We start from the raw sequence: 22,431 nt of genomic DNA, 5'->3' as shown, positions 1-22,431 counted from the left end.
CCAAGCCATTGACGGAGATTCCCCATGCCGACCAAAGCCGTGACCGACGCCAGCTTCCAGAGCGACGTGCTCGAATCCGACAAGCCCGTGCTCGTCGATTTCTGGGCGGACTGGTGCGGCCCGTGCAAGATGATCGCCCCGGCGCTCGAGGAAATCAGCGACGAACTGGCCGACCGGGTGACCATCGCCAAGGTCGATATCATGGAAAACACCGACATCGCCGCGCAGATGGGCGTGCAGTCGATCCCGCTGATGGTGCTGTTCAAGGACGGTAAGCCTGCCGCCCAGAAGCTCGGCGCCGCGCCCAAGGGCGCGCTCAAGGCCTGGCTCGAAAGCGAGCTTTAAAGTCAGGCCATCCGCGCCGCGAGTTCCTCCCAAAGGGCCGGGCTCGCGGCCGCGATCATGCCCTTGCGATCCCATTCGTCGACGCGATAGGGGCTGCCGTCGGGCCGGGCGCAGCGCCCGCCCGCCTGGTTGAGCCACAGCACGCCCGCGGCGTGATCCCACGCCAGCGTCCGCTCGAAGATCGAGACGTCGTTCACGCCCAGCGCCAGGCGCGGATACTGCTCCGCCGCGCAATAGGGGATGTCGGCCAGCCGGTAGTGCGGGGCGAGGTTCGCCCTGACGTGTTCGCGCTGCCTATCGTCCATGAAGATCATCGAGATCGCGGCAATCGGCGGGTCTTCCCCGGTGGTCCGCGCCGATACGCGGTCTTCGCCGATCCACGCCCCGCCGCCGAGCGAGGCGTGGCACAGGCGCTGCTGCAACGGGTCGTAGATCCAGCCGGCCTTCGTCTCGCCCCGTTCGGCCAGCGCGATCATCAGCCCGAAGGGCGGACGCCCCGCCGCGAAATTGCGGGTGCCGTCGATGGGGTCGACGATCCAGCACAGCGCATCGCCCAGCCGCCCGGCCAGCGCCGGGTCGGCATGCACCGCTTCCTCGCCGACGATGGCCGCATCGGGCATGATTTTCGCCAGCCCCTCGGCCAGCATCGCCTCGCTCTCCCGGTCAGCGACAGTGACGACGTCGCCGGGCGACTTCTCGACGATCTCGTGCCGCGCCAGCGACTGGTAGCGGGGCAGGACGACCTTTTCGGCCACCCGGCGCAGGAGAGCGGCGACTTCGCCGGTCAGCGCGTGGCCCGTGGGGAGAGGGCCTGACGGCGAGGGGCTCATCGCGTCAGGTCCGGTAGTCGGCGTTGATCGAGATGTAGCCGTGCGTCAGGTCGCAGGTCCAGACGGTGGCCGTGCCGTCGCCCATGCCGAGATCGACGTCGATGCGGATGTCCTGACCCTTCAGGTGCGCGGCCACCGGCGCCTCGTCGTAATCGGCCAGCGGCAGCCCGTTCCTCGCCGCCCAGTTTCCGCCGAAGCCGATCGAGAGCCGGTCGCGGTCCGCCGGTTCGCCCGCCTTGCCCACCGCCATCACGACACGGCCCCAGTTGGCGTCTTCGCCCGCGATCGCGGTCTTCACCAGCGGCGAATTGGCGATGGCGAGGCCGACGCGCCGGGCGCTTTCGTCCGACACCGCGCCGGTCACCGCGATCTCGATGAACTTCTGCGCCCCTTCGCCGTCGCGCACGACAAGGTGGGCCAGCTGTCGGCAGACGTCGTGGATCGCGGCGGCAAAGGCGTCGGCGCCGGGACTGTCCGCATCGACGATCTCGGCATTGCCGGCACGCCCGGTGGCAAAGGCCAACACCGTGTCGCTGGTCGAGGTGTCGCTGTCGACGGTGATGCAGTTGAAGGTCGCGTCGCTGGCCGCCGACAGGCACGCCTGCAGGAAGCCGGGCGCGACCTTGGCATCGGTGAAGATGTAGCCCAGCATCGTTGCCATGTCGGGCGCGATCATGCCGCTGCCCTTGACGATCGCGGCGATCTCGATGCGGGTGTCGCCGATCATCGCGCTGGCGGTCGCGCCCTTGGCGAAGGTGTCGGTGGTGCCGATGGTGTCGGCGGCGGCCTGCCAGTCGCACGGTTCGGCGGCAAAGGCGTTCATCACGCCCGCCTCGGCCTTGTCCTTCGGCAGCGGCACGCCGATCACGCCGGTTGACGACACGAAGACGTCGCTGGGCCGGCAGCCGAGGTGTGCGGCGACTTGCGCCATGATCTGCTCCACCGCCTCGCGCCCGCGATAGCCGGTGAAGGCGTTCGAATTGCCGGCGTTGACCACCAGTGCCCGGGCACGGCCCAGCTTCACCTGTTCGCGGCCCAATTCGACCTCGCTCGAGCAGCAGACGTTCCTGGTGAAGACGCCGGCGACGCTGGTGCCTTCGTCGAACTCGACATAGGTGAGGTCGCAACGGTCCCACGTCTTGTAGCGGGCGCGGGCGATGCGCGGCACGGCCCCGGGAATCGCGGGCATGGCGGGGAAGGGGCGGGCGAGCGGGGATCTTTCCATGGGCGACGCGGTTAACCCGCACATGAAGCGTCAGCAAGCAGGCAAAATTGCGGATTTCGCAGCGGACCACCGGATTGGCGGCTGGATTTTTGCCCGTCGCGTGCGTATCTTGTCGCCAGCATGAAACGGCTTCTCGCCCTTGCCGCCCTGTTGCTGGGCCTATCCGCGCTGGTCGCACCGGCGCACGCACGCCTGTATCCGGTGGCTGACAGCTCGGCGCTGACGTGCGCGGAAAAGGGCAATTGCGGCGTTCAGGTCGCCCGCGCCGAAGCCGACGCCGCGCAGCCGCGCAGCAGTCGCAAGAAGACCGTGCGCCCGATGGGCGCGTCGGGATCCAGTGCCCCGCGCACCGTGATCCTGCCGGTCGTCATGCTGGCCGACCGGCCCCTCGAATAGCTTTCGTGCGGCCCGGCGCCGCGCGCGTCCGGCCCGCCTCTCCGCTCGCATACGCGGTATGCGCCGGTGCGCGCCGCTTTCCCCTATCCCTGCCCGGAATCCCGGGCTGCACGAAGAAAGACCCGACCCATGTTCGGATCCATTGCCAAGTCCCTCTTCGGTTCGTCCAACGATCGCTACGTCAAGTCGATGGGTAAGATCGTCGATCGCATCAACAGCCTCGAACCGCATTACGAGGCGATGTCGGATGACGAGCTGAAAGGCCAGACCGCGCTTTTCCGCCAGCGTCTGGACGAGGGCGAGACGCTCGATGACCTCCTGCCCGAAGCCTTCGCCGTCGTGCGCGAAGGGTCCAAGCGCGTCTTCGGCATGCGCCATTTCGACGTACAGATGGTCGGCGGCATCGCGCTTCATCGCGGCGAGATTGCCGAGATGCGGACGGGCGAGGGCAAGACCCTCGTCGCGACACTTGCGGTCTATCTCAACGCCCTCACCGGCAAGGGCGTCCACGTCGTCACCGTCAACGACTACCTCGCCCGCCGCGACGCGGAGACGATGGGCCGGCTCTACACCTGGCTGGGGCTGACCGTGGGCGTGATCGTCCCCAACATGCACGAGTTCGACCGTCGGCAGAGCTATGCCTGTGACATCACCTACTCGACCAACAACGAGCTGGGCTTCGACTACCTGCGCGACAACATGAAGCAGTCGCGCGACCAGCAGGTCCACCGCCCCTTCAACTACGCCATCGTCGACGAGGTCGATTCGATCCTGATCGACGAGGCGCGGACCCCGCTGATCATCTCGGGCCCCACCGACGACAAGTCCGATCTCTACATCGCGCTCGACGCAGTGGTGAAGCAGCTCGACGAAGCGGACTTTGAGAAGGACGAGAAGACCAAGTCGATCTCGCTGACCGAAGACGGGACCGAAAAGGTCGAGCAGATCCTGATCGCCGAAGGGCTGCTGGAAACCGACAACCTCTACGACTTCGTCAACACCCAGGTCGTCCATCACCTCGACCAGGCGCTGCGCGCCGTGCACATGTTCCGGCGCGACACCGACTATATCGTCAAGGACGACAAGGTCGTCATCATCGACGAGTTCACCGGCCGCATGATGGACGGGCGTCGCTGGTCGAACGGCCTGCACCAGGCGGTCGAGGCGAAGGAGGGCGTGAAGATCGAGCCCGAGAACCAGACCATGGCCTCGATCACCTTCCAGAACTATTTCCGCATGTATCCCAAGCTGGCCGGCATGACGGGCACGGCGGCGACCGAGGCGGCGGAATTCTTCGACATCTACAAGCTCAACGTCGTCGAGATCCCGACCAACGTGCCGGTGCAGCGGATCGACGAGGAAGACCAGTTCTACAAGAACACGCAGGACAAGTTCCGCGCGATCGCCCGTTCGATCCGCGAACACAACGAACGCGGCCAGCCGGTCCTGGTCGGCACGGTGTCGATCGAGAAATCCGAGCTGCTCAGCCAGTTCCTGACCGAGGAAGGCGTCAAGCACGCCGTCCTCAACGCCCGTTTCCACGAGATGGAGGCCCACATCGTGGCGCAGGCGGGCCGGCTGGGCGCGGTGACGATCGCCACCAACATGGCGGGACGCGGCACCGACATCCAGCTTGGCGGCAATCTCGATTTCCGGATCGAGGACGAGCTGTCCGAAATGCCCGAAGGGCCGGAGCGCGACGCCGCGATCGAGAAGATCAGGGCCGAGATCGCCGCCGAACGGCAGCAGGTGCTCGAAGCCGGGGGCCTCTTCGTGCTCGGGACCGAGCGCCACGAATCGCGGCGCATCGACAACCAGTTGCGCGGTCGTTCGGGCCGTCAGGGCGATCCGGGCCTGTCGCGCTTCTACCTCTGCTTAGAGGATGACCTGCTGCGCATTTTCGGGCCCGACACGCTGTTCGCCAAGATGATGAACTCGAACCTCGAGGATGGCGAGGCGATCGGGTCGAAGTGGCTGTCGAAGGCGATCGAGACTGCACAGAAGAAGGTCGAGGCACGCAACTACGACATCCGCAAGCAGGTCGTCGAATACGACAACGTGATGAACGACCAGCGCAAGGTCATCTACGAGCAGCGCGAAGACATCATGGATTCCGAGACCGTGGACGATGTCGTCGTCGACATGCGCAACGACACGGTCAACGCGCTCGTCGGCAATGCCTGCCCGCCGGGATCGTACCCCGAGCAGTGGGATGTCGAGAGCCTGAAGGCCAAGGTCGAGGAGATCCTTGGCGAACCGGCGCCGATCGACGAATGGCTCGAGGAAGACGGCATCGATCCCGAAGACCTCGAGCAGCGCCTCGCCGCGCTGGCGGATGCAAGGATGGATGCGAAGCTGGCCCAGACCGATCCCGGCATCTGGCGCCAGGTGGAGAAGTCGGTGCTCCTCGAACGGCTTGACCATCACTGGAAGGAACACCTCGCCACGCTGGACGCGCTGCGGCAGGTCATCGGACTTCGCGCCTACGCCCAGAAGACGCCGATCAACGAGTACAAGCAAGAGGCCTTCGGGCTGTTCGAGCGTATGCTGGAACAGATCCGCGAGGACGTGACCCGCATCCTGCTGACCAGCCAGCTGCGCATGGAATCGCAGGAACCCGCACCGCTGCCCGAACTGCCGAGCTTCCTGACCGGTCACATCGATCCGTTCACCGGCGAGGACAATTCGAACGACGGGGATGGATCGGCGCTGCGCCCCGCACTTTTCGGCGCGCTTGCCGGATCGACTTTCGCGCAGGCGGGACCGGGCGGGTCGGAAACCGAGAACCCTTGGGCCGGTCTCGACATCAGCCGCAACGCGCCCTGCCCGTGCGGCAGCGGCAACAAGTACAAACATTGCCACGGCGCGGTCGCCTGATCGCCGCCGAAGCGCGTTATCCAGACAAAAAAAGGGCTCCTAGCCGGATGGTGCGGAGCCCTTTTTGTTGTCTTTCAGCTAAACGTTAGATGTCGTTGCCGAGCTTGCCTTCGACTTCGCCCTTCAGCTGCTGCGCTTCGCCCTTGGCTTCCTGATCGCGGCCCTCGGCGCGTGTCGCGGGATTGCTGCTCTGCTGCTTCGCGTTGCCGATGGCTTCGTTGACGTTGCCTTTGATCTTTTCGCCGAGTTCACCCATCGTGCGTCTCCATCTTGTTGATGGCGAACGACTTTCGTCCGCCTTTGCCATATCAACGAGCGGGCAGGCCGGAAATATCCGCGCTGTCGAAACGCTTCGCCGTCCAAAACGGGCGGGTGGACTTGCAATTGTGGCGACGGCGTGACGCACGGCCGCCGCGTCTGTTTCGATGGTGAAGGAAAGTGGCTCCCCGAGTAGGATTCGAACCTACGGCCATTCGATTAACAGTCGAATGCTCTACCGCTGAGCTATCGGGGAGCAGCCCATCTGGCGGGCAGGTGTGCGCCTATATGGGTGGCGGACGGGCTTGGCAAGCCTGTTCGGCAAGGTTTTTTGACCCTGTCGCACTTTGCCCGATCAATAGGCGAACTGTTCCCCTACGATGCGTTCGTCGAGGCTGTGGCCGCGGTCGAACATCAGGGTGAGGTCGCGTTCGTGCGCCACCTCGACCCGGATCGAGGCGACGTCGCGGATTTCGCGCTGGTCGGCCACGGCGGAGACGGGACGCTTGTGCCATTCGAGGATGCGGATCTCGATCGGCAGGTGGTCGGGCAGGATCGCGCCGCGCCAGCGCCGCGGGCGGAAGGCCGAGATCGGCGTGAGCGCGAGCAGCCCGCAGCCCAGCGGCAGGATCGGGCCATTGGCGCTGAAGTTGTAGGCGGTGGACCCGGCGGGTGTCGCCACCAGCGCCCCGTCGCACATCAGTTCGGGGATGCGGACCTTGTCGCCCACCTTGATCTCCAGCTTCGCGGTCTGCCGCGTTTCACGCAGCAGCGACACCTCGTTGATCGCGCAGACGCGGACGATCTCGCCGCCGCGCGTCTCGGCCGCGAGGCTGAGCGGCGAGACCTCGAAGGAGCGGGCCCGGTTGACCCGGTCGAGGATGTTGGCGCGGCTCGCCTCGCGCTTGTTCATCAGGAAGCCGACGGTGCCGAGGTTCATGCCATAGGCAGGGAGGATCCGCCCCGCGTCGATCATCTGGTGCAAAGTCTGCAGCATGAAGCCGTCGCCGCCCAGCACGACGATCGCTTCGGCCTCCTCGCGCGGAACGAAGGCGTGGGTTTTCACCAGCTTCTCGGCCGCCGCCTGTGCCTTGGCGGTCGGCGAAACGCTGAGCGCGAGTTTTTCGTATTTGGCCAACAACCTGCCCCCGGACACGCCTTCGTGGCGGACCCTATGGCGAGCGCCCCCGCTTGGCAACGCGCACGGGGGCCAAGGGACAAAAAGATCAGGCCGGCTCCTTCGCCTCCGCCCTGGCCGCGCGCCTCGCGATGGCGGAAAGCCCCTTGGTCAGCTGGAATAGGCCGTTGAGCCGCGATTTCGGATCGCCCCAGTTGCGTTCGATCACCAGCTTCATGTCCGGGCGAAGCCGCGCCGTGCCCTTCAGTCGCTCGACATAGGCGAGCAGGCCCGCCGGATCGGGGAACTCGTCCCTGAAGAACCCGACGAGCGCGCCGCGCGGGCCGAGGTCGATCTTGGCGATGTTCGCATCGCAGGCCTGCTGCTTGATCTCGATCAGCTTGACGAGGTTCTCGGTCGCGTCGGGAAGCGGGCCGAAACGGTCGATCATCTCGGCGGCGAGACCCTCGATCTCCTCCTTGTCCTTCGCCTCGTTCAGGCGGCGGTAGAGCGCCATCCGGATCGACAGGTCGGGGACGTAGTCTTCCGGGATCATGATCGGCGCATCGACCGTGATCTGCGGGCTGAGGCCGCTGCGATCCTCGACCACGCCCATCTCGCCCGCCTTGGCGGCCAGGATCGCATCCTCGAGCATCGATTGGTAAAGTTCGAAGCCGACTTCGCGAATGTGGCCCGACTGCTCGTCACCCAGGAGATTGCCCGCGCCGCGAATGTCGAGATCGTGGCTGGCAAGCTGGAAGCCCGCACCCAGCGTGTCGAGATCGCCCAGCACCTTGAGGCGTTTTTCGGCGATTTCGGACATCTGCTTGTCCTCTTCGGTCGTGAGGTAGGCATAGGCGCGCAGCTTCGACCGGCCGACGCGGCCGCGCAGCTGGTAGAGCTGGGCAAGACCGAAGCGGTCGGCGCGGTGGATGATGATGGTGTTGGCGCTCGGGATGTCGAGGCCCGATTCGACGATCGTGGTGGAGAGCAGCACGTCGTACTTCTTCTCGTAGAACGCGCTCATCCGGTCCTCGACCTCGCCCGCGCCCATCTGGCCGTGGGCGGAGACGTATCGGACCTCGGGCACGGTCTCGCGCAGCCAGTCCTCGATCCTCGGCATGTCGGCGATGCGCGGCACGACGATAAAGCTTTGCCCGCCGCGATGATGTTCGCGCAGCAGCGCCTCGCGCACGATGATGTCGTCCCACCCCATGACGTAGGTGCGCACGGCGAGGCGGTCGACCGGCGGAGTCTGGATCACCGAGAGTTCGCGCAGGCCCGACATCGCCATCTGCAGCGTGCGCGGGATCGGCGTCGCGGTCAGGGTGAGGACGTGGACGTTGGCGCGCAGGGCCTTCAGCTTCTCCTTGTGGGTGACGCCGAAACGCTGCTCCTCGTCGACGATGACAAGGCCGAGCCGTTTGAACGACACGCTCTTCGAAAGGATCGCGTGGGTGCCGACGACGATATCGATCTTGCCGCTGGCGAGCCCTTCGCGCGTTTCCGCCGCCTCCCTGGCGGGCACGAGCCGGGACAGTCGGCCGATCTCCAGCGGGAAACCGGCGAAGCGTTCCTTGAAATTGGCATAGTGCTGGCGCGCCAGCAGGGTGGTCGGCGCGATCATCACCACCTGCTGTCCGGCCATCGCCGCGACAAAGGCGGCACGCAGGGCCACCTCGGTCTTGCCGAAGCCGACGTCGCCGCATACCAGCCGGTCCATCGCGCGGCCTTCCTCGAGATCGTGGAGCACATCGTCGATGGCGCGTTCCTGGTCGTCGGTCTCGTTCCACGGAAAGCGGTCGACGAAGGGGTCGTAGCTGTGCGGATCGGGCGCGATGACCGGCGCCTTCTGCAGCGCGCGCTTGGCCGCCGTCGCCAGAAGTTCGTGCGCGATCTCGCGGATGCGTTCCTTCAGCCGGGCCTTGCGCTTCTGCCAGCCTTCGCCGCCCAGCCGGTCGAGCGGGACGTGTTCCTCGCCGCTGCCGTAGCGCGACAGGACGTCGAGGTTCTCCACGGGCACGTAGAGCTTGTCGCCGCCATGGTATTCGAGCGCGACGCAATCGTGCGGGCTCTTGCCGACGGGGATCGATTCAAGGCCGAGATAGCGCCCGACGCCGTGGTCGATGTGGACGATGTGATCGCCCGGTTGCAGGGCCTGCAACTCGGCCATGAAGGCGTCGGCGTCCTTGCGGCGCTTCTTGCGGCGGACCAGCCGGTCTCCGAGCAGGTCGCGTTCGGTGACCAGTTCGATGTCGTCGCCGGCAAACCCGGATTCGAGCGGCAGGACGACCGCGACCGGGGTCTTTTTCTTCGCGATGCCAAGCGCCTGCTGCCAGGTTTCGGCAACCGCGATGTCCTTCTTGCCGGCCTCGCCCAGCTGACTGACGATGCGCCGCCGCGCGCCGTCGGAATAGCAGGCGAGGATCGCGCGCCTGCCCGCATCGGCCTGCGCCTGGAGGTATTTCGCGCCGGCTTCGTAAACGTTGTCGCCGCGGGTCCGTTCGGGCGTGAAATCGCGCGAGGAGGCGAAGCCGAAATCGACGGTCGTGGGCGAAGCGGGTTCGGCGAAGATCGAGGTGCGGTGGACCGGCCACTGGGCCAGCTTCCCCTCGAACTCCCCGCGTTCGAGATAGAGCGCGTCCGAGGCCAGCGGGCGATAGGCGCCGGGGCTGGTTCGCGCCGATTCGGTCCGCGCCTTGTGATAGTCGACAATCTCGTCCAGCCGCTCGTCGCCCGCGCGCAGGGCGCCGCCGTCGATGACGATGACGTCGCCCTTGCCGAGATGGTCGAACAGCGTCGCCAGCTTGTCCTCGAACAGGGGCAGCCAGTGCTCCATCCCCGCCAGCCGCCGCCCGTCGCTGACCGCCTGGTACAGCGGGTCGCCGGTCGCCGTCGCGCCCCATCGTTCGCGATAGCGGGTGCGGAAACGCTTGATCGTGTCTTCGTCGAGCAGCGCCTCGCTCGCGGGAAGCAGCAGGTGACGCGCGGTCGTGCCGGTGGTGCGCTGGGTGTTGGGATCGTAGAGGCGAAGGCTCTCCAGCTCGTCGCCGAAGAAGTCGAGCCGCAGCCCCGCCTGTTCCCATTCGCCCTTTTCGTTTTTCGCCTTCAGCCCCGATGGCACGATGTCGAAGATCGAGCCGCGCACCGCGAATTCGCCCGCGTCGATCGCGGTGTCGCTGCGCGCATAGCCCTGCCGCTGCAGCAGGCCGATGAGGCTGTCGTGGCCGATCTCGCTGCCGACCTCCAGCATCCGGGTCGCCTCGCGAATGCGGAACGGGGTGAGCACACGCTGGAGCACGGCGTTGACGGTGGTGACCAGCAGTTGCGGCGCGGTTCTCTTGCCCTGCAGCGCCTGCAGCGCCGCAAGCCGCCGGGCGCTGACCGACAGGGCCGGGCTGGACCGGTCGTAGGGCAGGCAGTCCCAGGCCGGAAACTCGATCACCTCGATCTCGGGCGCGAAGAACGGAGCGGCGTCGGCCACCGCGGTCATCGCCTGTTCGTCGGGCGCGATGAACACGGCTCGGGCCGGTTCGCCGCCATGCGCCGCGGCGCGGGCGAGATCGGCGAGGACGAGCGGAAGCGCGCCGCGCGCAAGGGAGGACAGCACCAGCGGATGATCCGCGGCGATGATGCGGGAAAGGTCGGTCATGTCTAACGGGGACTATCTGGTCGCCGCCCTGTTCCCGCGCAAGGGAAAAGACGGCTCCCGCAAGGTGGCAAATCCGGCGCGGAAAAACACCGTTCGGGGCCGAACCCGATCAGCGATGGATGTGGACGTAGTCGAGCCGCTTCATCGCGTCCATCAGGGGGCCATCGTGGCGGGGGGGCACCGGCTCCGTACCGATGGCCCAGGCCATGATGTGGACGTCGTCTTCCTCGATCAGCGTCTCGAACCAGTCGCAGTCGGCCTCGCTCCAGGCCGCGTGGTGCCGATCGAAAAAGCCGCCGATCATGAAATCCGCCTCGCGCGTGCCGCGATGCCACGCGCGGAACCTGAGCCTGCCGAGACGAGCGCTGTCCACCATGGCGCGCGCCTAGACCCGTGGACCGGCGGGCGCAAGGCGCTATAGCACCGCTCATGCGTCCCGAAGTGCTCAACCCCCTGTTTGCCGGTGCGGACAGCCTGAAGGGCGTGGGGCCGAAGCTCGAGAAGCCGCTTGACAAGCTGGGCCTGACGCGGGTGCGCGACTTCGCGTTCCACTTGCCGGACCGGTTCATCGACCGCCGCGTGATCGCCAACCTCGACGAAGCGACGGTGGGCGAGAACGTGATCGTCGAACTGACCCCGACGCAATACCGGCAGAGCCGCAGCGGGCGCGGGCCGTTCAACGTGCTGGCGAGCGATGTGCTGGGCAATGTCGTGTCGCTGACCTACTTCGGGCGGGCGTCCTATTCGGCGAAGAAGTCGCTGCCGCTCGGCGAGAAGCGCTGGGTGGCCGGACGGCTCGACCAGTACGGCGACATGCTGCAGATCGTCCATCCCGACCACGTCAGCGAGAACGGCGGTGCCGCGATGGGAACGGTCTGCGAGCCGGTCTATGCGCTGTCCGACGGGCTGACGCAGAACCGGGTGCAGGCCCTGGTGCAGCAGGCGCTGGAGGACGTTCCCGATCTGCCCGAATGGATCGATCCCGGCCAGCTCGACCGCAAGGAATGGCCCGCGTGGCGCGACGCGCTGGTGCTCGCGCACAAGGGGCCGCACAAGGCCGCGCGAGACCGGCTGGCCTATGATGAGCTGTTCGCCTCCGCGCTGGCGCTGATGCTGGTCAAGGCCGACAACCGCCGTCGTAAGGGCGTGCCGCTGCGCGGTGACGGGCATCTGCGCGACAGGCTGCGCCTGCCCTTCGACCTTACCGCCGCACAGAAGCGGTCGGTGCGCGAGATCGAGGACGATCTGGCGCAGAACCACCCGATGCTGCGCCTGCTGCAGGGCGATGTCGGCAGCGGCAAGACGGCGGTCGCGCTGCACGCCATGCTGATCGCGGTGGAAAGCGGGGCGCAGGCCGCGATGCTGGCACCGACCGAGATTCTTGCCCGCCAGCACTACGACACGCTGGTCGAGATGGCGCGCGGCACCGGCATCGAGATCGCGGTGCTGACCGGGCGCGACAAGGGGCGGGCGCGGGAATCGATCCTGATGGGGCTGCTCGACGGCAGCATCGACGTGGTCGTCGGCACTCACGCCATCTTCCAGGACAGCGTCGCCTACCGCAACCTCGCGCTGGTGGTGATCGACGAGCAGCACCGCTTCGGCGTGAACCAGCGGCTGCTGCTGCAACAGAAGGCGCGGGGCACCGCACACTGCCTTTCCATGACCGCGACGCCGATCCCGCGGACGCTGACGCTGGCGCAATATGGCGAGATGGATGTGTCGAAGCTCGACGAACTTCCGCCGGGTCGCCAGCCGATCGACACCCGCGTGATCGCGAACGAGCGCATGGGCGATGTCGTCGCCGGGCTGCGCCGCCATGTGGGCGAGGGCAAGCAAGCCTACTGGGTCTGCCCCATGGTGCGCGAGCACGAGACCGAGGACATCGCCGCCGCCGAGGAACGTTTCGACACGATGCGCGCCGCGCTAGGCGAAAACGCGGTCACGCTGGTGCACGGCCAGCTTCCCGCCGACGTGAAGGATGCCAACATGGCCCGCTTCGCCAGCGGCGAGGTGGCGGTGCTGGTCGCGACGACGGTGATCGAGGTGGGCGTCAACGTGCCCAACGCCTCGCTGATGGTGATCGAGCAGGCGGAACGGTTCGGCCTGGCCCAGCTTCACCAGCTACGCGGACGGGTCGGGCGCGGGGCGGAGAAGTCGGTCTGCCTTCTGCTGCGCGGCGACGCGCTGTCGGAAACCGGGCGCGAGCGGCTGGCGCTGATGCGCGAGACGCAGGACGGCTTCCGGCTGGCCGAGGAAGACCTGCGCCTGCGTGGCGGGGGCGAGATTCTCGGCACGCGGCAGTCGGGCGAACAGGCCTTCGTGCTGGCGAGCCCCGAACAGATCACCGAGCTTCTGGAGGTTGCGCATGCCGATGCGCGGCTGCTTATGGACCGCGACGGCGGGCTGACCGGCCCGCGCGGCGAGGCGGCGCGGATCGCGCTCTACCTCTTCGAACGCGATTACGGCGTGCAACTGCTACGCGGCGGTTAACTCGCGGGCCAAGCCCGCATCGGGTCGTCGGCGATGCGTTCCATGGCCGGGGTCAGTTCGAACACGGCGGCGGGTGCGGCACCGGCCGATCGCTCGTCACGGACTTCGCGCACGAGTTCCAGCACCGACCTCTCGGCGGCTGGAGCTGTTGGAAGGGCCGGTGCTTCTTTGCCAAGACGGAATTGGGGCACTGGCCGATCCTCCATCCGGCGGCGGATGGTGTCGGGGTCGCTCGCCTCGGGAACGGCGGGTCTGTCTGTCCGGGCCGCCATTTGGCGGCGACGGTGCGCGTCGGATCGGTACAGCAGGAAGATCAGCACCATCCCGATCGCGGATGCCAGCACGGTGGTCTGCATCGGAATGGCGGGAAGGGCGGTTTTGGCCGCCATGATCGAAAGGGCCACCACGGCGGTGCCGAGAATGACCCGGGCGGAACCGGAATGCGTCATGATCAAGCGTCCCCCGACCGAGCTTGCGCGCGCCAAACGGGCAGCGCGCCGAAAGCCGGCAGGCTAACGCCAAATCGTTTACGAAAGGCTTTCGATCAGCTCGCGCTCGGGGCTGGTGCGCTCGCTCGTGGTGAAGGTGCCGCCTCGATCATGCTGACGAAGCGTTCGCGCCACCAGTGCACGTCCTCCCGCTCCACACCCTCGAGCAGCGCCTTGTGCCGCCGCTTGCGTTCGGCGAGCGGCATCGTCAGCGCCCGGTGGATCGCGTCGGCCACCTCTTCGGGGGCATAGGGATTGACCAGCAGAGCCTCCTGCATCTGCGCCGCCGCCCCGGCGAAGCGCGACAGGACGAGCACTCCCGGATCCTCGGGGTCCTGCGCCGCGACGTATTCCTTGGCGACCAGGTTCATGCCGTCGCGCAGCGGCGTCACCAGGCCGACCTTGCCCGCACGGTAGAGCGCGATCAGCTCGTCGCGCGAATAACCGCGGTTGACGTAACGGATCGGGGTCCAGTCCACCTCGGCAAAGGCGCCGTTGATGCGCCCCGCCATCTCGTTCAGCTCCTCGCGCACGTCGCGGTACTGCTCGACCTCCCCGCGAGAGGGCGGCGCGACCTGCACCAGCACGACCGCGCGATGGGCTTCCTCGTGCCGCTGGAGGTAGGTTTCGAAACTGGTCAGCCGTTCGCCCAGGCCCTTCGAATAATCGAGGCGGTCGACACCGACGATCATCGACAACCCGCGCAGCGATACCTGCATCCTCTGGGCGATGTCGGCCGCGCCCTTGGTGTCGAGCGCGCCGACGAAGTTGCGGAAGTCGATGCCGATCGGGCAGACGACCGCGCGCAGCGTCCGCCCTTCGAACGTGACATATTCGCCGTCGACCGTGCCGCCCAGTTCGTTCTGGCAGTAATGCAGGAAACTCTCCAGCCACTCGCCGGTCTGGAAGCCGATCACGTCGTAGGCGAACATCGCTTGGACCAGCCGCTCGTGATAGGGCAGCGACACCAGGAGCCGGGTCGGCGGCCAGGGGGTGTGCAGGAAGAAGCCGATCCGGTTGTTGATCCCGTGCTCGCGAAGCTGCGAGGCGATGGGGATCAGGTGGTAGTCGTTGATCCAGACGGTATCGCCCGGCTCGATCATCACCCGCAAGGGCTCGGCGAAACGCTTGTTCACCCGCTCGTACCCCGCGCCGAAGCTGCGGTTGTACTGCGCAAGATCGATGCGATAGTGGAACAGCGGCCACAAGGTGCGGTTGGCGAAACCGTTGTAGTATTCCTCGACGTCCTGCGGCTCGAGATCGACCACCGCCGAGCGCACGCCGTCGCTTTCCTCGAACCGGACCGAACCGGTAAAGGTGTCGATCTCCTTGCCGGACCATCCGAACCACAAGCCGCCCGCTTCGCGCAGCGCCGCCTGGAGCGCGACGGCAAGGCCGCCCTGCGCGCCGTCGGGGCTGGGCAGCGAGACGCGGTTCGATACGACGATCAGGCGGCTCATGTCAGGGTCCTCACGTGTCTTTCGGCTTCGGTGATGCGGGCCAGCCAGGCATTGACCGCGGCGGGATCGGGAAGCGCGAAGCGTGCCTGCGTGGCCCGGTCGGCGCCGACAAGCACGCCGTGCCCGCCGAGGCTTGCCGCCATGGCAAACCCGCTCTCGTCGGTGACGTCGTCGCCGAAGAACAGCGGCCGCGCGCCGGCAAAAGGCGCCAGAGCCATCAGCTCCGCGATGGCCGTGCCCTTGTCAACGCCTGCGACGCGCAATTCGATCATCGCATGGCCGTGCTGCAGGTGCAGGTCGGCGACATGGTCCTGCGCCAGCGCGATGGCGGGTTGCGCCATCGCGGGGGCAAGCCGGAAATGAAGCGCGGCACCCAGCGGCTTGTCCTCGAAGATGACGCCCTCGTGCGCATCGGCGAAGGCGCGGAACGCCGAAGCGGCCCGATCGAGCGAGGCGGGACGCGGCCGCATCTCGTGAGCCGAACCGGGAAGTCGACATTCGGCTCCGTGGCTGCCGGCGAGCGCCAGGCCAGACAGGCCGAAGGCGTCGAGCAAGTCGATCGACCTCCCGCTGACGATGGCAAGCCTGCCCGCCAGCCGCGAAGCGAGGTCATGCAGCCGGTCGATGAGCGCAACCGGCACCTCGACCGCGTCCGGCCGGTCCTCCAGCGGAACGAGCGTTCCGTCGAAATCGAGGAACAGCGCATCGCGCGCCGGATCGGGGTGCGGGGGACTGGTCAGGGTCACGCCAGTTCATATGGCCGACAGGGACAGTGGGGGCAAGGCCGGCTTCGCAGTTGCAGCACGAAGAGGAGCGTTACGACCGGCTGTGCGAGCCTGTGCACGGATGGCCGATGCCCGGTGGACGCGCACCATTGACTATGCGATTCGGGTGCCATGACAAGCCCGGGCGAAAGCGTCGCGGGCAATCCTGACACAAGAGGAATGCGAACCCCCGCGCAGCCCTTCGATCATGCTCTTGACCACGCCGATACGGCGCGAAATGCGGGAAAGAACCGCTATGTCGGGCATTGAGACGGCTGCGCGATCATCGCAGGCGAAAAAGAATAGGGTAGGGGAACTTTGACCAAGACCACTTCCAGGCCGCGCCCGGCTTCCGCGCTGGCCAAGCTGCTCGTCGAGCATATCGTCGATTCCGAGCTGCCCGGCGACGAGGCGATCGCGCCCGACCGACGGGCCGAGATCGCCGCCTTCCTGCTCGATGCCGCGCAGACCCGTGCCGAGGGCAAGGTGGCCATCGCCATCGCCTCCGCCCCCGAAGGACGGCGCGGCACGCGCATCGCCATCATCAACCGCGACATGCCTTTCCTTGTCGATTCGATCGCCATCGCGCTCGCCGAATTCGGGCTTGTTGCCGACACGCTGGTCCATCCGGTGGTGCCGGTCAGACGCGACGCGGCGGGCAAGCTCCTCTCGCTGGGCGAGCAGGGCGGCGAAGAGGACGGCGACATCCGCGAGGAATCGTTCATCTATGTCGAGGCGCCCCGCATCGACGGTGCCCACCGCCGCCAGATCGAGGACGCGCTGCGCACCACGCTCGCCGACGTGCGCGCCGCGGTCGAGGACTGGCCCAAGATGATCGCGACGATGGAGCGGGACGCTCTTACCGTCACCGATTTCGAGGGGCGCGCCCTGCTCGAATGGTTTTCCGGCGGCATGCTGACCATGCTCGGTCACGTGACCCGCGAACGCGACGGCTCGCAGAACAAGCTGCTCGGCATATGCCGCAAGAGCGCGCGCGATCTTCTGGCCGACGCCTCGTGGGACCGGGCCTTCGCGTGGTTCGATGCCAAGGGGAAGAAGGCGCTCGACGCCGCGCCGCTGGCGATCAAGGCCAACCACATCGCCCGCGTCCACCGCCCGGTGCCGCTCGACCTGTTCATCGTTCCGGTCATGGCGGATGGCAAGGTGGTCGCGCTGTCGGCCCACGCCGGCGTCTGGACCAGCGCCGCGATGAACACGCCGCCCGACGAAGTGCCGCGGATGCGCCGCGAATTCGGCGAACTGACGGCGCGGCTGGGCTTCGATCCCAAGGGCCACACCGGAAAGGCGGTTCTCCACGCGCTGACCGTGCTGCCCCACGACCTGCTGATCGGGCTGCCGGAGCGCGAGGTCGCCCGCCTTGCGACCATGATGTCGGGCCTTGTCGACCGGCCGCGCCCGCGTCTCGCGCTGGTCGAGGCGCCGCTGTCGCGCCACCTTTTCGCCTTTGTCTGGCTGCCGCGCGACCTGATGAGCACGCAGGCGCGCCTGCGCATCATGAACCTTCTGGAGACCGAGACCTGCGGCGAATCGCTGGACTGGGCGGTGCAGATCGAGGGCGGCAACCTTGCGCTCATTCGCGTCGTGCTCGACATCCGGGCCGACTGCGCGAAGGTTCCCGATGAAGCGGCGCTCGACAAGCGGTTGCAGATCATGCTGCGCGGCTGGGACGATGCCGTCGAACACGCCCTGACCGAATTGGGCGAGGGAAGCCGTGCGGCCGTGCTGGCGGCCCATTTCGCCCATGCCTTTCCTGTGGTTTACCGTGCCGACTACGGCGCGCACGAGGCAGCGCGCGACATCCTGCGCATCCGCTCACTGGCCGCCTTGCCGGAAGACGACGCGTCGCTGCGCCGCGATGCGCGGCTATACCGGCTGGACAGCGATCCGCCGCAGCAGCTGCGCCTGAAGGTTTACCAGCACGGCGGCGTGCTGCCGCTGTCCGACGCGGTGCCGGCATTGGAGAACTTCGGTTTCCGGGTGATGTCCGAAGTGCCGACCCCGCTCGACAGCGGGGCCATCGGGACGATCCACGATTTCATCCTGACGCTGGGCGAAGACAGCGACATCGCCGCCGTGGCGGGCCGGGCGGAGGCGATCGAACAGGCGATCGCCGCCGTGCTGAACAACCGGGCGGAAAATGACCGGTTCAACAGCCTGGTGGTCGAGGTCGGGCTGGGACGGGCGGAGACGGAGCTGCTGCGCGCTTTTTACCGCTATCTGCGGCAGGGTGGTCTGCGCTTCGTGATCACCACCGTCGTCGCCGCCTTCGTCGGCGCGCCCGACGTCACGCGGGGGCTGGTCGACCTGTTCCACGCGATGCACGATCCGGCAACGAAGAACGGCCCCGCACGGGCCGAGGCAGCGCGCAAGGCGATCCGCGACGGCCTGGTCAAGGTCAACGCGATCAACGACGACCGGCTGCTGCGCCAGTATCTCGCCGCGATGGAGGCCTCGCTTCGCACCAACTACTTCGCCCCTGCCGCCGCAGAGGCGCTGGCGATCAAGTTCGACAGCGCCGGCGTTCCCGGCCTGCCCAAGCCGCTGCCCTGGCGCGAGATCTTCGTCTATTCGCGGCGGGTCGAGGGCATCCACCTGCGCGCAGGCCCGGTCGCGCGCGGCGGGCTTCGCTGGTCCGACCGGCGCGACGACTATCGCACCGAGATCCTCGGCCTGATGAAGGCGCAGCGAGTCAAGAACGCGGTCATCGTGCCGACGGGCGCCAAGGGCGGCTTCTATCCCAAGCAGTTGCCCGACCCCGCGCGCGACCGCGACGGCTGGGCCGCCGAGGGACGCGCCAGCTACGAGGTGTTCATCCGCGCGCTGCTGTCGATCACCGACAACATCGTCGAGGGCAAGGTCGCACATCCTGAGGACGTCAGGGCGCTGGACGGCGACGATCCCTATTTCGTCGTCGCCGCCGACAAGGGCACGGCGACCTTTTCCGACGTCGCCAACGCCATCGCGCAGGCGCACGGCTTCTGGCTGGGCGATGCCTTCGCCAGCGGGGGATCGAACGGATACGACCACAAGGCGATGGGCATCACTGCCCGCGGCGCGTGGATTTCGGTGCAGCGCCACTTCCTCGAAATGGGCGTGGATGTGCAGAAGGACCCGGTCACCGTCGTCGGTTGCGGCGACATGTCGGGCGACGTGTTCGGCAACGGCATGCTGCTCTCGCAGTCGATCCGCCTGATCGCGGCCTTCGACCACCGCCACATCTTCATCGATCCCGATCCCGACGCGGCGGCAAGCTGGGCCGAGCGCAAGCGGATGTTCGCGCTGCCCCGGTCGAGCTGGGCCGATTATGACGCCAAGCTGATCAGCAAGGGCGGCGGCGTCTTCCCGCGTACCGAAAAGTCGATCCCGCTGTCGAAACAGGCGCGCGCCGCGCTGGGCATCGAGGCCGAGGCGATCGGTCCCGACGAACTGATTACCGCGATCCTGTCCGCCCCGGCCGATCTGCTGTGGTTCGGCGGCATCGGCACTTACGTGAAGGCCAGCAGCCAGAACAATGTCGATGTCGGCGATCCGGCGAACGACGCGCTGCGCATCGATGCGCGCGACTTGCGGGTGAAGGTGATCGGCGAAGGCGCCAACCTCGGCGTCACGCAAGCGGGCCGTATCGAATTCGCGCTGGGCGGCGGGCGCATCAACACCGACTTCATCGACAATTCGGCGGGCGTCGACTGTTCCGACAACGAGGTCAACATCAAGATCGCGCTGGAGAACGCGCGCAAGGCCGGGCGCCTTTCGGAAGAGCGGCGCAATGCGCTGCTCGCCGAGATGACCGACGAGGTGGCGCAGATCGTGCTCGAGGACAACCGGCTCCAGACCCTTGCTCTCTCAGTCGCCGAGCGCGGCGGTGCGCAGGCGACGGGGTCGCAAATCCGCTTGATCGAACAGCTTGAGGACAGCGGCGACCTGGACCGGCGGACCGAGGGCCTGGCGACCAGCGACGTCTTCGTCCGCCGTGCCGCCGACGGCCACGGCCTGACCCGGCCCGAACTCGCGGTCCTGCTGTCGAGCTCCAAGCTGGTGCTGCAATCGGCGATCGAGCATTCGGCGCTGCCTGACGACCCGATGATGGTCGGCACGCTGGTCGGCTCGTTCCCCGAACGGATGCAGGACAAGTTCCGCGGCGCGATCGAGGCACACCGCCTGCGCCGCGAGATTGTCGCCACCGAAGTCGCCAACCGCATCGTCAACCGGCTGGGCATGGTGAACCCCTTCGAAGTGGCCGAGGAGGAAGGCGCTTTGCTGAGCGATGTCGCCGCCGCCTTTGTAACAGTGGACCGTCTCTTCGGCCTGGGCGCGATGTGGCAGCGGATCGAGGCCGCGGCGATGAGCGAGGAAGCGCGGCTGCTCCTGCTCGACCGCATGGCGGGCGCCGTTCGCAGCCACATGGCCGACGTGCTGCGGCTAGGCCCGGGGCCGGTCGAGCCGGGCGCACTGGTTGACGAGCTCGGCCCGTTCGTCGAACCGCTGTGCAAGGACACGCACACCTTGCTGGAGGCCGCGGCCGAAGCGCATTCGGATCGCCTGCATGCCGAGCTGACCCTTGCCGGGGCCCCGGCGGCAGAGGCCGATCCCGTGGTCCACCTGTTCCAGCTGGACGGTGCGGTGGGGCTGGCCCGGCTGGCGGCGGACAGCGGCATCCCGGTTCGCGACATCGCGGCCATCTTCACCGACCTCGGCGCACGGCTGGGCATGGACTGGGCGCAGCAGACGGCGGCGGTGATGAGCCCGTCCGATCCGTGGGAGCGCCTGCTCGTCGCCGGCCTGTCGCGCGATCTGCAGCAGATGCGGCTCGAATTCCTGCGCTGCCTGCTGCGCAGCGACAAGGCCAAGTCCGACCCGCAGTCCGCGATCGAGGCCTGGGCCGACAAGCGCCGCCCGGCCATCGCGCAGTTCCGCGCCATGGTCGCGCGAGCCGAGACGATCGTGCCGGTATCGCCCGCGATGCTGGCGCACATCGCCGGGCAGGGGCGGACGCTGTTCGGCGCCTGACCCCCGGCGCTTAACTCCGGTGAGGTCGAGGACGAGGGCGGGGCCGTCATGGGCCCCGCCTGACACTTTCGTCCGTTTCGCGGACTGCGCGCCCGCTTAGAATGCTCTGCGTACCTGCATAAGGGATTGTGGAGAGCATGAGAAACGACCGGGCCGCCGCCGTCAGTGCGCAGATCGCCTACGAACTGGAGCGGGACACCCATCCGGAGGGGTTTCCGACCCTGCCGCTGATTCCCAAGGCCCGTTACACCAGCCAGGAATTCTTCGATCTGGAGATGGACCATCTCTGGTCGAAGACATGGCTGGTCGCCTGCCGTGCCGACGAGATCGCCGAGAAGGGCCAGTATCGCCTGTTCCGTCGGCTCGGCAAGGAAGTGGTCATCACCCGCGGGGTCGACGGCGAGGTGCGCGCGTTCCACAACGCCTGCCAGCATCGCGGCGCACCGGTGGTGGGCAGCGAATGCGGCAAGGCGAACCTGCTCGTCTGCCGTTACCATTCGTGGTGTTATGACCTGACCGGTCGTCTGATCCGGGTGCCGGAGGAGCACGATTTCGGTGAGTTCGACAAGGCGGAGCACGGGCTGAAGAAAGTGGCCTGCGACGTCTGGGACGGCTGGGTCTTCGTGAACTTCGCCGAAGACCCGGTGCCGCTGGTGGAGGAACTGGGCCGGGTGGCCGAGGATCTCGCCCCGATGACGATGGGCGAGCTGCGCCTGAAGGGACGGTTGCATTACCGCATCAAGTGCAACTGGAAGGCCGCGCTCGACGCCTTCCTTGAAGCTTATCACGTCAATGCGATCCATCCGAAAACGGTGGCGACGCTGCTCGACGGCAAGGGCACGGCGATCGGCCTGTTGAAGGGCGGGCACAGCCGCATGGCGCTGCCCAAGAAGCGGTCGGCGGCGGGCGGCACTTGGGGCACGGACGACTACGAGAAATACGACATCGAAGGCGTGCCCGAAGTCTTCCGCGCCAACAACTGCGCCTATGGCGTGTTCCCGAACTTCGTCACGCCGGTCGATTCGGCGGGCTTCCCCTTCGTCGTGTTCTGGCCGGTCTCGAAGGGCGAATGCGAGTGCGAGCTGATCTTCGTCGGCGCCGGGCCGGAGGAGGACACCGCCGAGACCAGCGAATACTGGCGGACGTTCGTGGCCAACTACGACGTCATCCAGAACGAGGATTTCCAGTTCCTCGAGCATATCCAGGCCTCCCTCGAATCGGGTGCCTTCGACGGTCTGACGCTGTGCCACCAGGAACGGCGCATCTACTGGATGCACGAGGAATTCGATCGCCGTATCGGGATCGACCACATTCCCGCCGCACTGCGCGTCGCGCCGGTTCTGGAACCGTTTTCCGAAAGCTGAGGGTGCTTCGGGCCTTGGCAGCGGCTTCAGCGGCGGCGAGCGATTTCCGATAGGTGGGCAACAACGACCAGAGGACGACAATCGCCAAGACGCTCGCCCCGGCGCAGACGATGCCGAGCGAATAGCCGACCAAC

At 67.1% G+C, this 22,431-nt stretch carries 16 protein-coding genes and 1 tRNA gene; 7 read left to right on the top strand and 10 right to left on the bottom strand.

All coding sequences use genetic code 11. The annotated features are described in order from the left end of the window. The first annotated feature begins 24 nt into the window (after positions 1-24). Positions 25-345: a thioredoxin gene (trxA, locus tag J2X37_RS12985; RefSeq protein ID WP_310021954.1), complete on the top strand. Its 321-nt coding sequence runs from the start codon at positions 25-27 to the stop codon at positions 343-345. 2 nt (positions 346-347) lie between these two features. Here trxA and J2X37_RS12980 read toward each other — a convergent pair whose 3' ends face one another. After that, complete coding sequence (locus tag J2X37_RS12980; protein WP_310021951.1) at positions 348-1,175, bottom strand: inositol monophosphatase family protein; 828 nt, start codon at positions 1,173-1,175, stop codon at positions 348-350. 4 nt (positions 1,176-1,179) lie between these two features. Next, the gene (gene argJ / locus J2X37_RS12975) at positions 1,180-2,400 is read right to left on the bottom strand and encodes a bifunctional glutamate N-acetyltransferase/amino-acid acetyltransferase ArgJ (RefSeq protein WP_310021949.1); all 1,221 of its coding nucleotides are present in this window, start codon (positions 2,398-2,400) and stop codon (positions 1,180-1,182) included. On the opposite strand from argJ, the gene J2X37_RS12970 reads away from it, so the two are divergent. The 3 genes from J2X37_RS12970 (at position 2,399) to secA (ending at position 5,673) form a co-directional block, all read left to right on the top strand. Beyond that, the gene (locus tag J2X37_RS12970; protein ID WP_310021948.1) at positions 2,399-2,524 is read left to right on the top strand and encodes a hypothetical protein; all 126 of its coding nucleotides are present in this window, start codon (positions 2,399-2,401) and stop codon (positions 2,522-2,524) included. The genes argJ and J2X37_RS12970 overlap by 2 nt on opposite strands. Beyond that, entirely contained in the window at positions 2,521-2,796 is a 276-nt protein-coding gene (locus J2X37_RS12965; RefSeq protein WP_310021946.1) for a hypothetical protein, read from the top strand. Before J2X37_RS12970 ends, J2X37_RS12965 begins: the two co-directional genes overlap by 4 nt. 129 nt (positions 2,797-2,925) lie before the next feature. Further along, positions 2,926-5,673, top strand: a complete 2,748-nt coding sequence (gene secA / locus J2X37_RS12960) for a preprotein translocase subunit SecA (RefSeq protein WP_310021944.1) — start codon at positions 2,926-2,928, stop codon at positions 5,671-5,673. A gap of 85 nt (positions 5,674-5,758) precedes the next feature. Here the strand turns inward: secA and J2X37_RS12955 are convergent, their stop codons facing one another. The 5 genes from J2X37_RS12955 to J2X37_RS12935 form a co-directional block, all read right to left on the bottom strand. Next, on the bottom strand, positions 5,759-5,929 hold the full coding sequence (locus tag J2X37_RS12955; protein WP_310021942.1) for a CsbD family protein: 171 nt from the start codon (positions 5,927-5,929) through the stop codon (positions 5,759-5,761). Between the two features lie 183 nt (positions 5,930-6,112). Beyond that, positions 6,113-6,187 (bottom strand) — tRNA-Asn (locus tag J2X37_RS12950). 99 nt (positions 6,188-6,286) lie between these two features. Continuing rightward, positions 6,287-7,069, bottom strand: a complete 783-nt coding sequence (locus tag J2X37_RS12945; protein ID WP_310021940.1) for an NAD kinase — start codon at positions 7,067-7,069, stop codon at positions 6,287-6,289. 88 nt (positions 7,070-7,157) lie between these two features. Beyond that, positions 7,158-10,700, bottom strand: a complete 3,543-nt coding sequence (gene mfd, locus J2X37_RS12940; protein WP_310021937.1) for a transcription-repair coupling factor — start codon at positions 10,698-10,700, stop codon at positions 7,158-7,160. A 109-nt stretch (positions 10,701-10,809) separates the two neighbouring features. Beyond that, positions 10,810-11,076: a succinate dehydrogenase assembly factor 2 gene (locus tag J2X37_RS12935; protein ID WP_310021936.1), complete on the bottom strand. Its 267-nt coding sequence runs from the start codon at positions 11,074-11,076 to the stop codon at positions 10,810-10,812. A gap of 53 nt (positions 11,077-11,129) precedes the next feature. Here J2X37_RS12935 and recG point away from each other — a divergent pair, with 53 nt between their 5' ends. Continuing rightward, the gene (recG, locus tag J2X37_RS12930) at positions 11,130-13,193 is read left to right on the top strand and encodes an ATP-dependent DNA helicase RecG (RefSeq protein ID WP_310021934.1); all 2,064 of its coding nucleotides are present in this window, start codon (positions 11,130-11,132) and stop codon (positions 13,191-13,193) included. Here recG and J2X37_RS12925 read toward each other — a convergent pair. The 3 genes from J2X37_RS12925 to otsB all read right to left on the bottom strand — a co-directional run bounded on the left by J2X37_RS12925 (position 13,190) and on the right by otsB (position 15,887). Then, positions 13,190-13,642 carry a hypothetical protein gene (locus tag J2X37_RS12925; RefSeq protein ID WP_310021932.1) on the bottom strand — a complete coding sequence of 151 codons (453 nt, stop codon included), beginning with the start codon at positions 13,640-13,642 and terminating at the stop codon, positions 13,190-13,192. The genes recG and J2X37_RS12925 overlap by 4 nt on opposite strands. Positions 13,643-13,737: 95 nt before the next feature. Further along, complete coding sequence (locus tag J2X37_RS12920) at positions 13,738-15,141, bottom strand: trehalose-6-phosphate synthase (protein WP_310021930.1); 1,404 nt, start codon at positions 15,139-15,141, stop codon at positions 13,738-13,740. Further along, on the bottom strand, positions 15,138-15,887 hold the full coding sequence (otsB, locus tag J2X37_RS12915) for a trehalose-phosphatase (RefSeq protein ID WP_310021928.1): 750 nt from the start codon (positions 15,885-15,887) through the stop codon (positions 15,138-15,140). The genes J2X37_RS12920 and otsB overlap by 4 nt, the downstream gene beginning before the upstream one ends. 336 nt (positions 15,888-16,223) lie before the next feature. On the opposite strand from otsB, the gene J2X37_RS12910 reads away from it, so the two are divergent. Both J2X37_RS12910 and J2X37_RS12905 read left to right on the top strand, forming a co-directional pair. Next, complete coding sequence (locus J2X37_RS12910; RefSeq protein ID WP_310021926.1) at positions 16,224-20,933, top strand: NAD-glutamate dehydrogenase domain-containing protein; 4,710 nt, start codon at positions 16,224-16,226, stop codon at positions 20,931-20,933. A 137-nt stretch (positions 20,934-21,070) separates the two neighbouring features. Beyond that, positions 21,071-22,297 (top strand): aromatic ring-hydroxylating dioxygenase subunit alpha, encoded by a 1,227-nt coding sequence (locus J2X37_RS12905; protein WP_310021924.1) that lies wholly within the window; start codon positions 21,071-21,073, stop codon positions 22,295-22,297. Positions 22,298-22,431 lie beyond the last annotated feature (134 nt).

The organism is Croceicoccus sp. BE223, assembly GCF_031457155.1.
Lineage (GTDB): Bacteria > Pseudomonadota > Alphaproteobacteria > Sphingomonadales > Sphingomonadaceae > Croceicoccus.
Note: the sequence above shows the minus strand (reverse complement) of the source record. Positions and strands in the feature narration are given on the sequence as shown.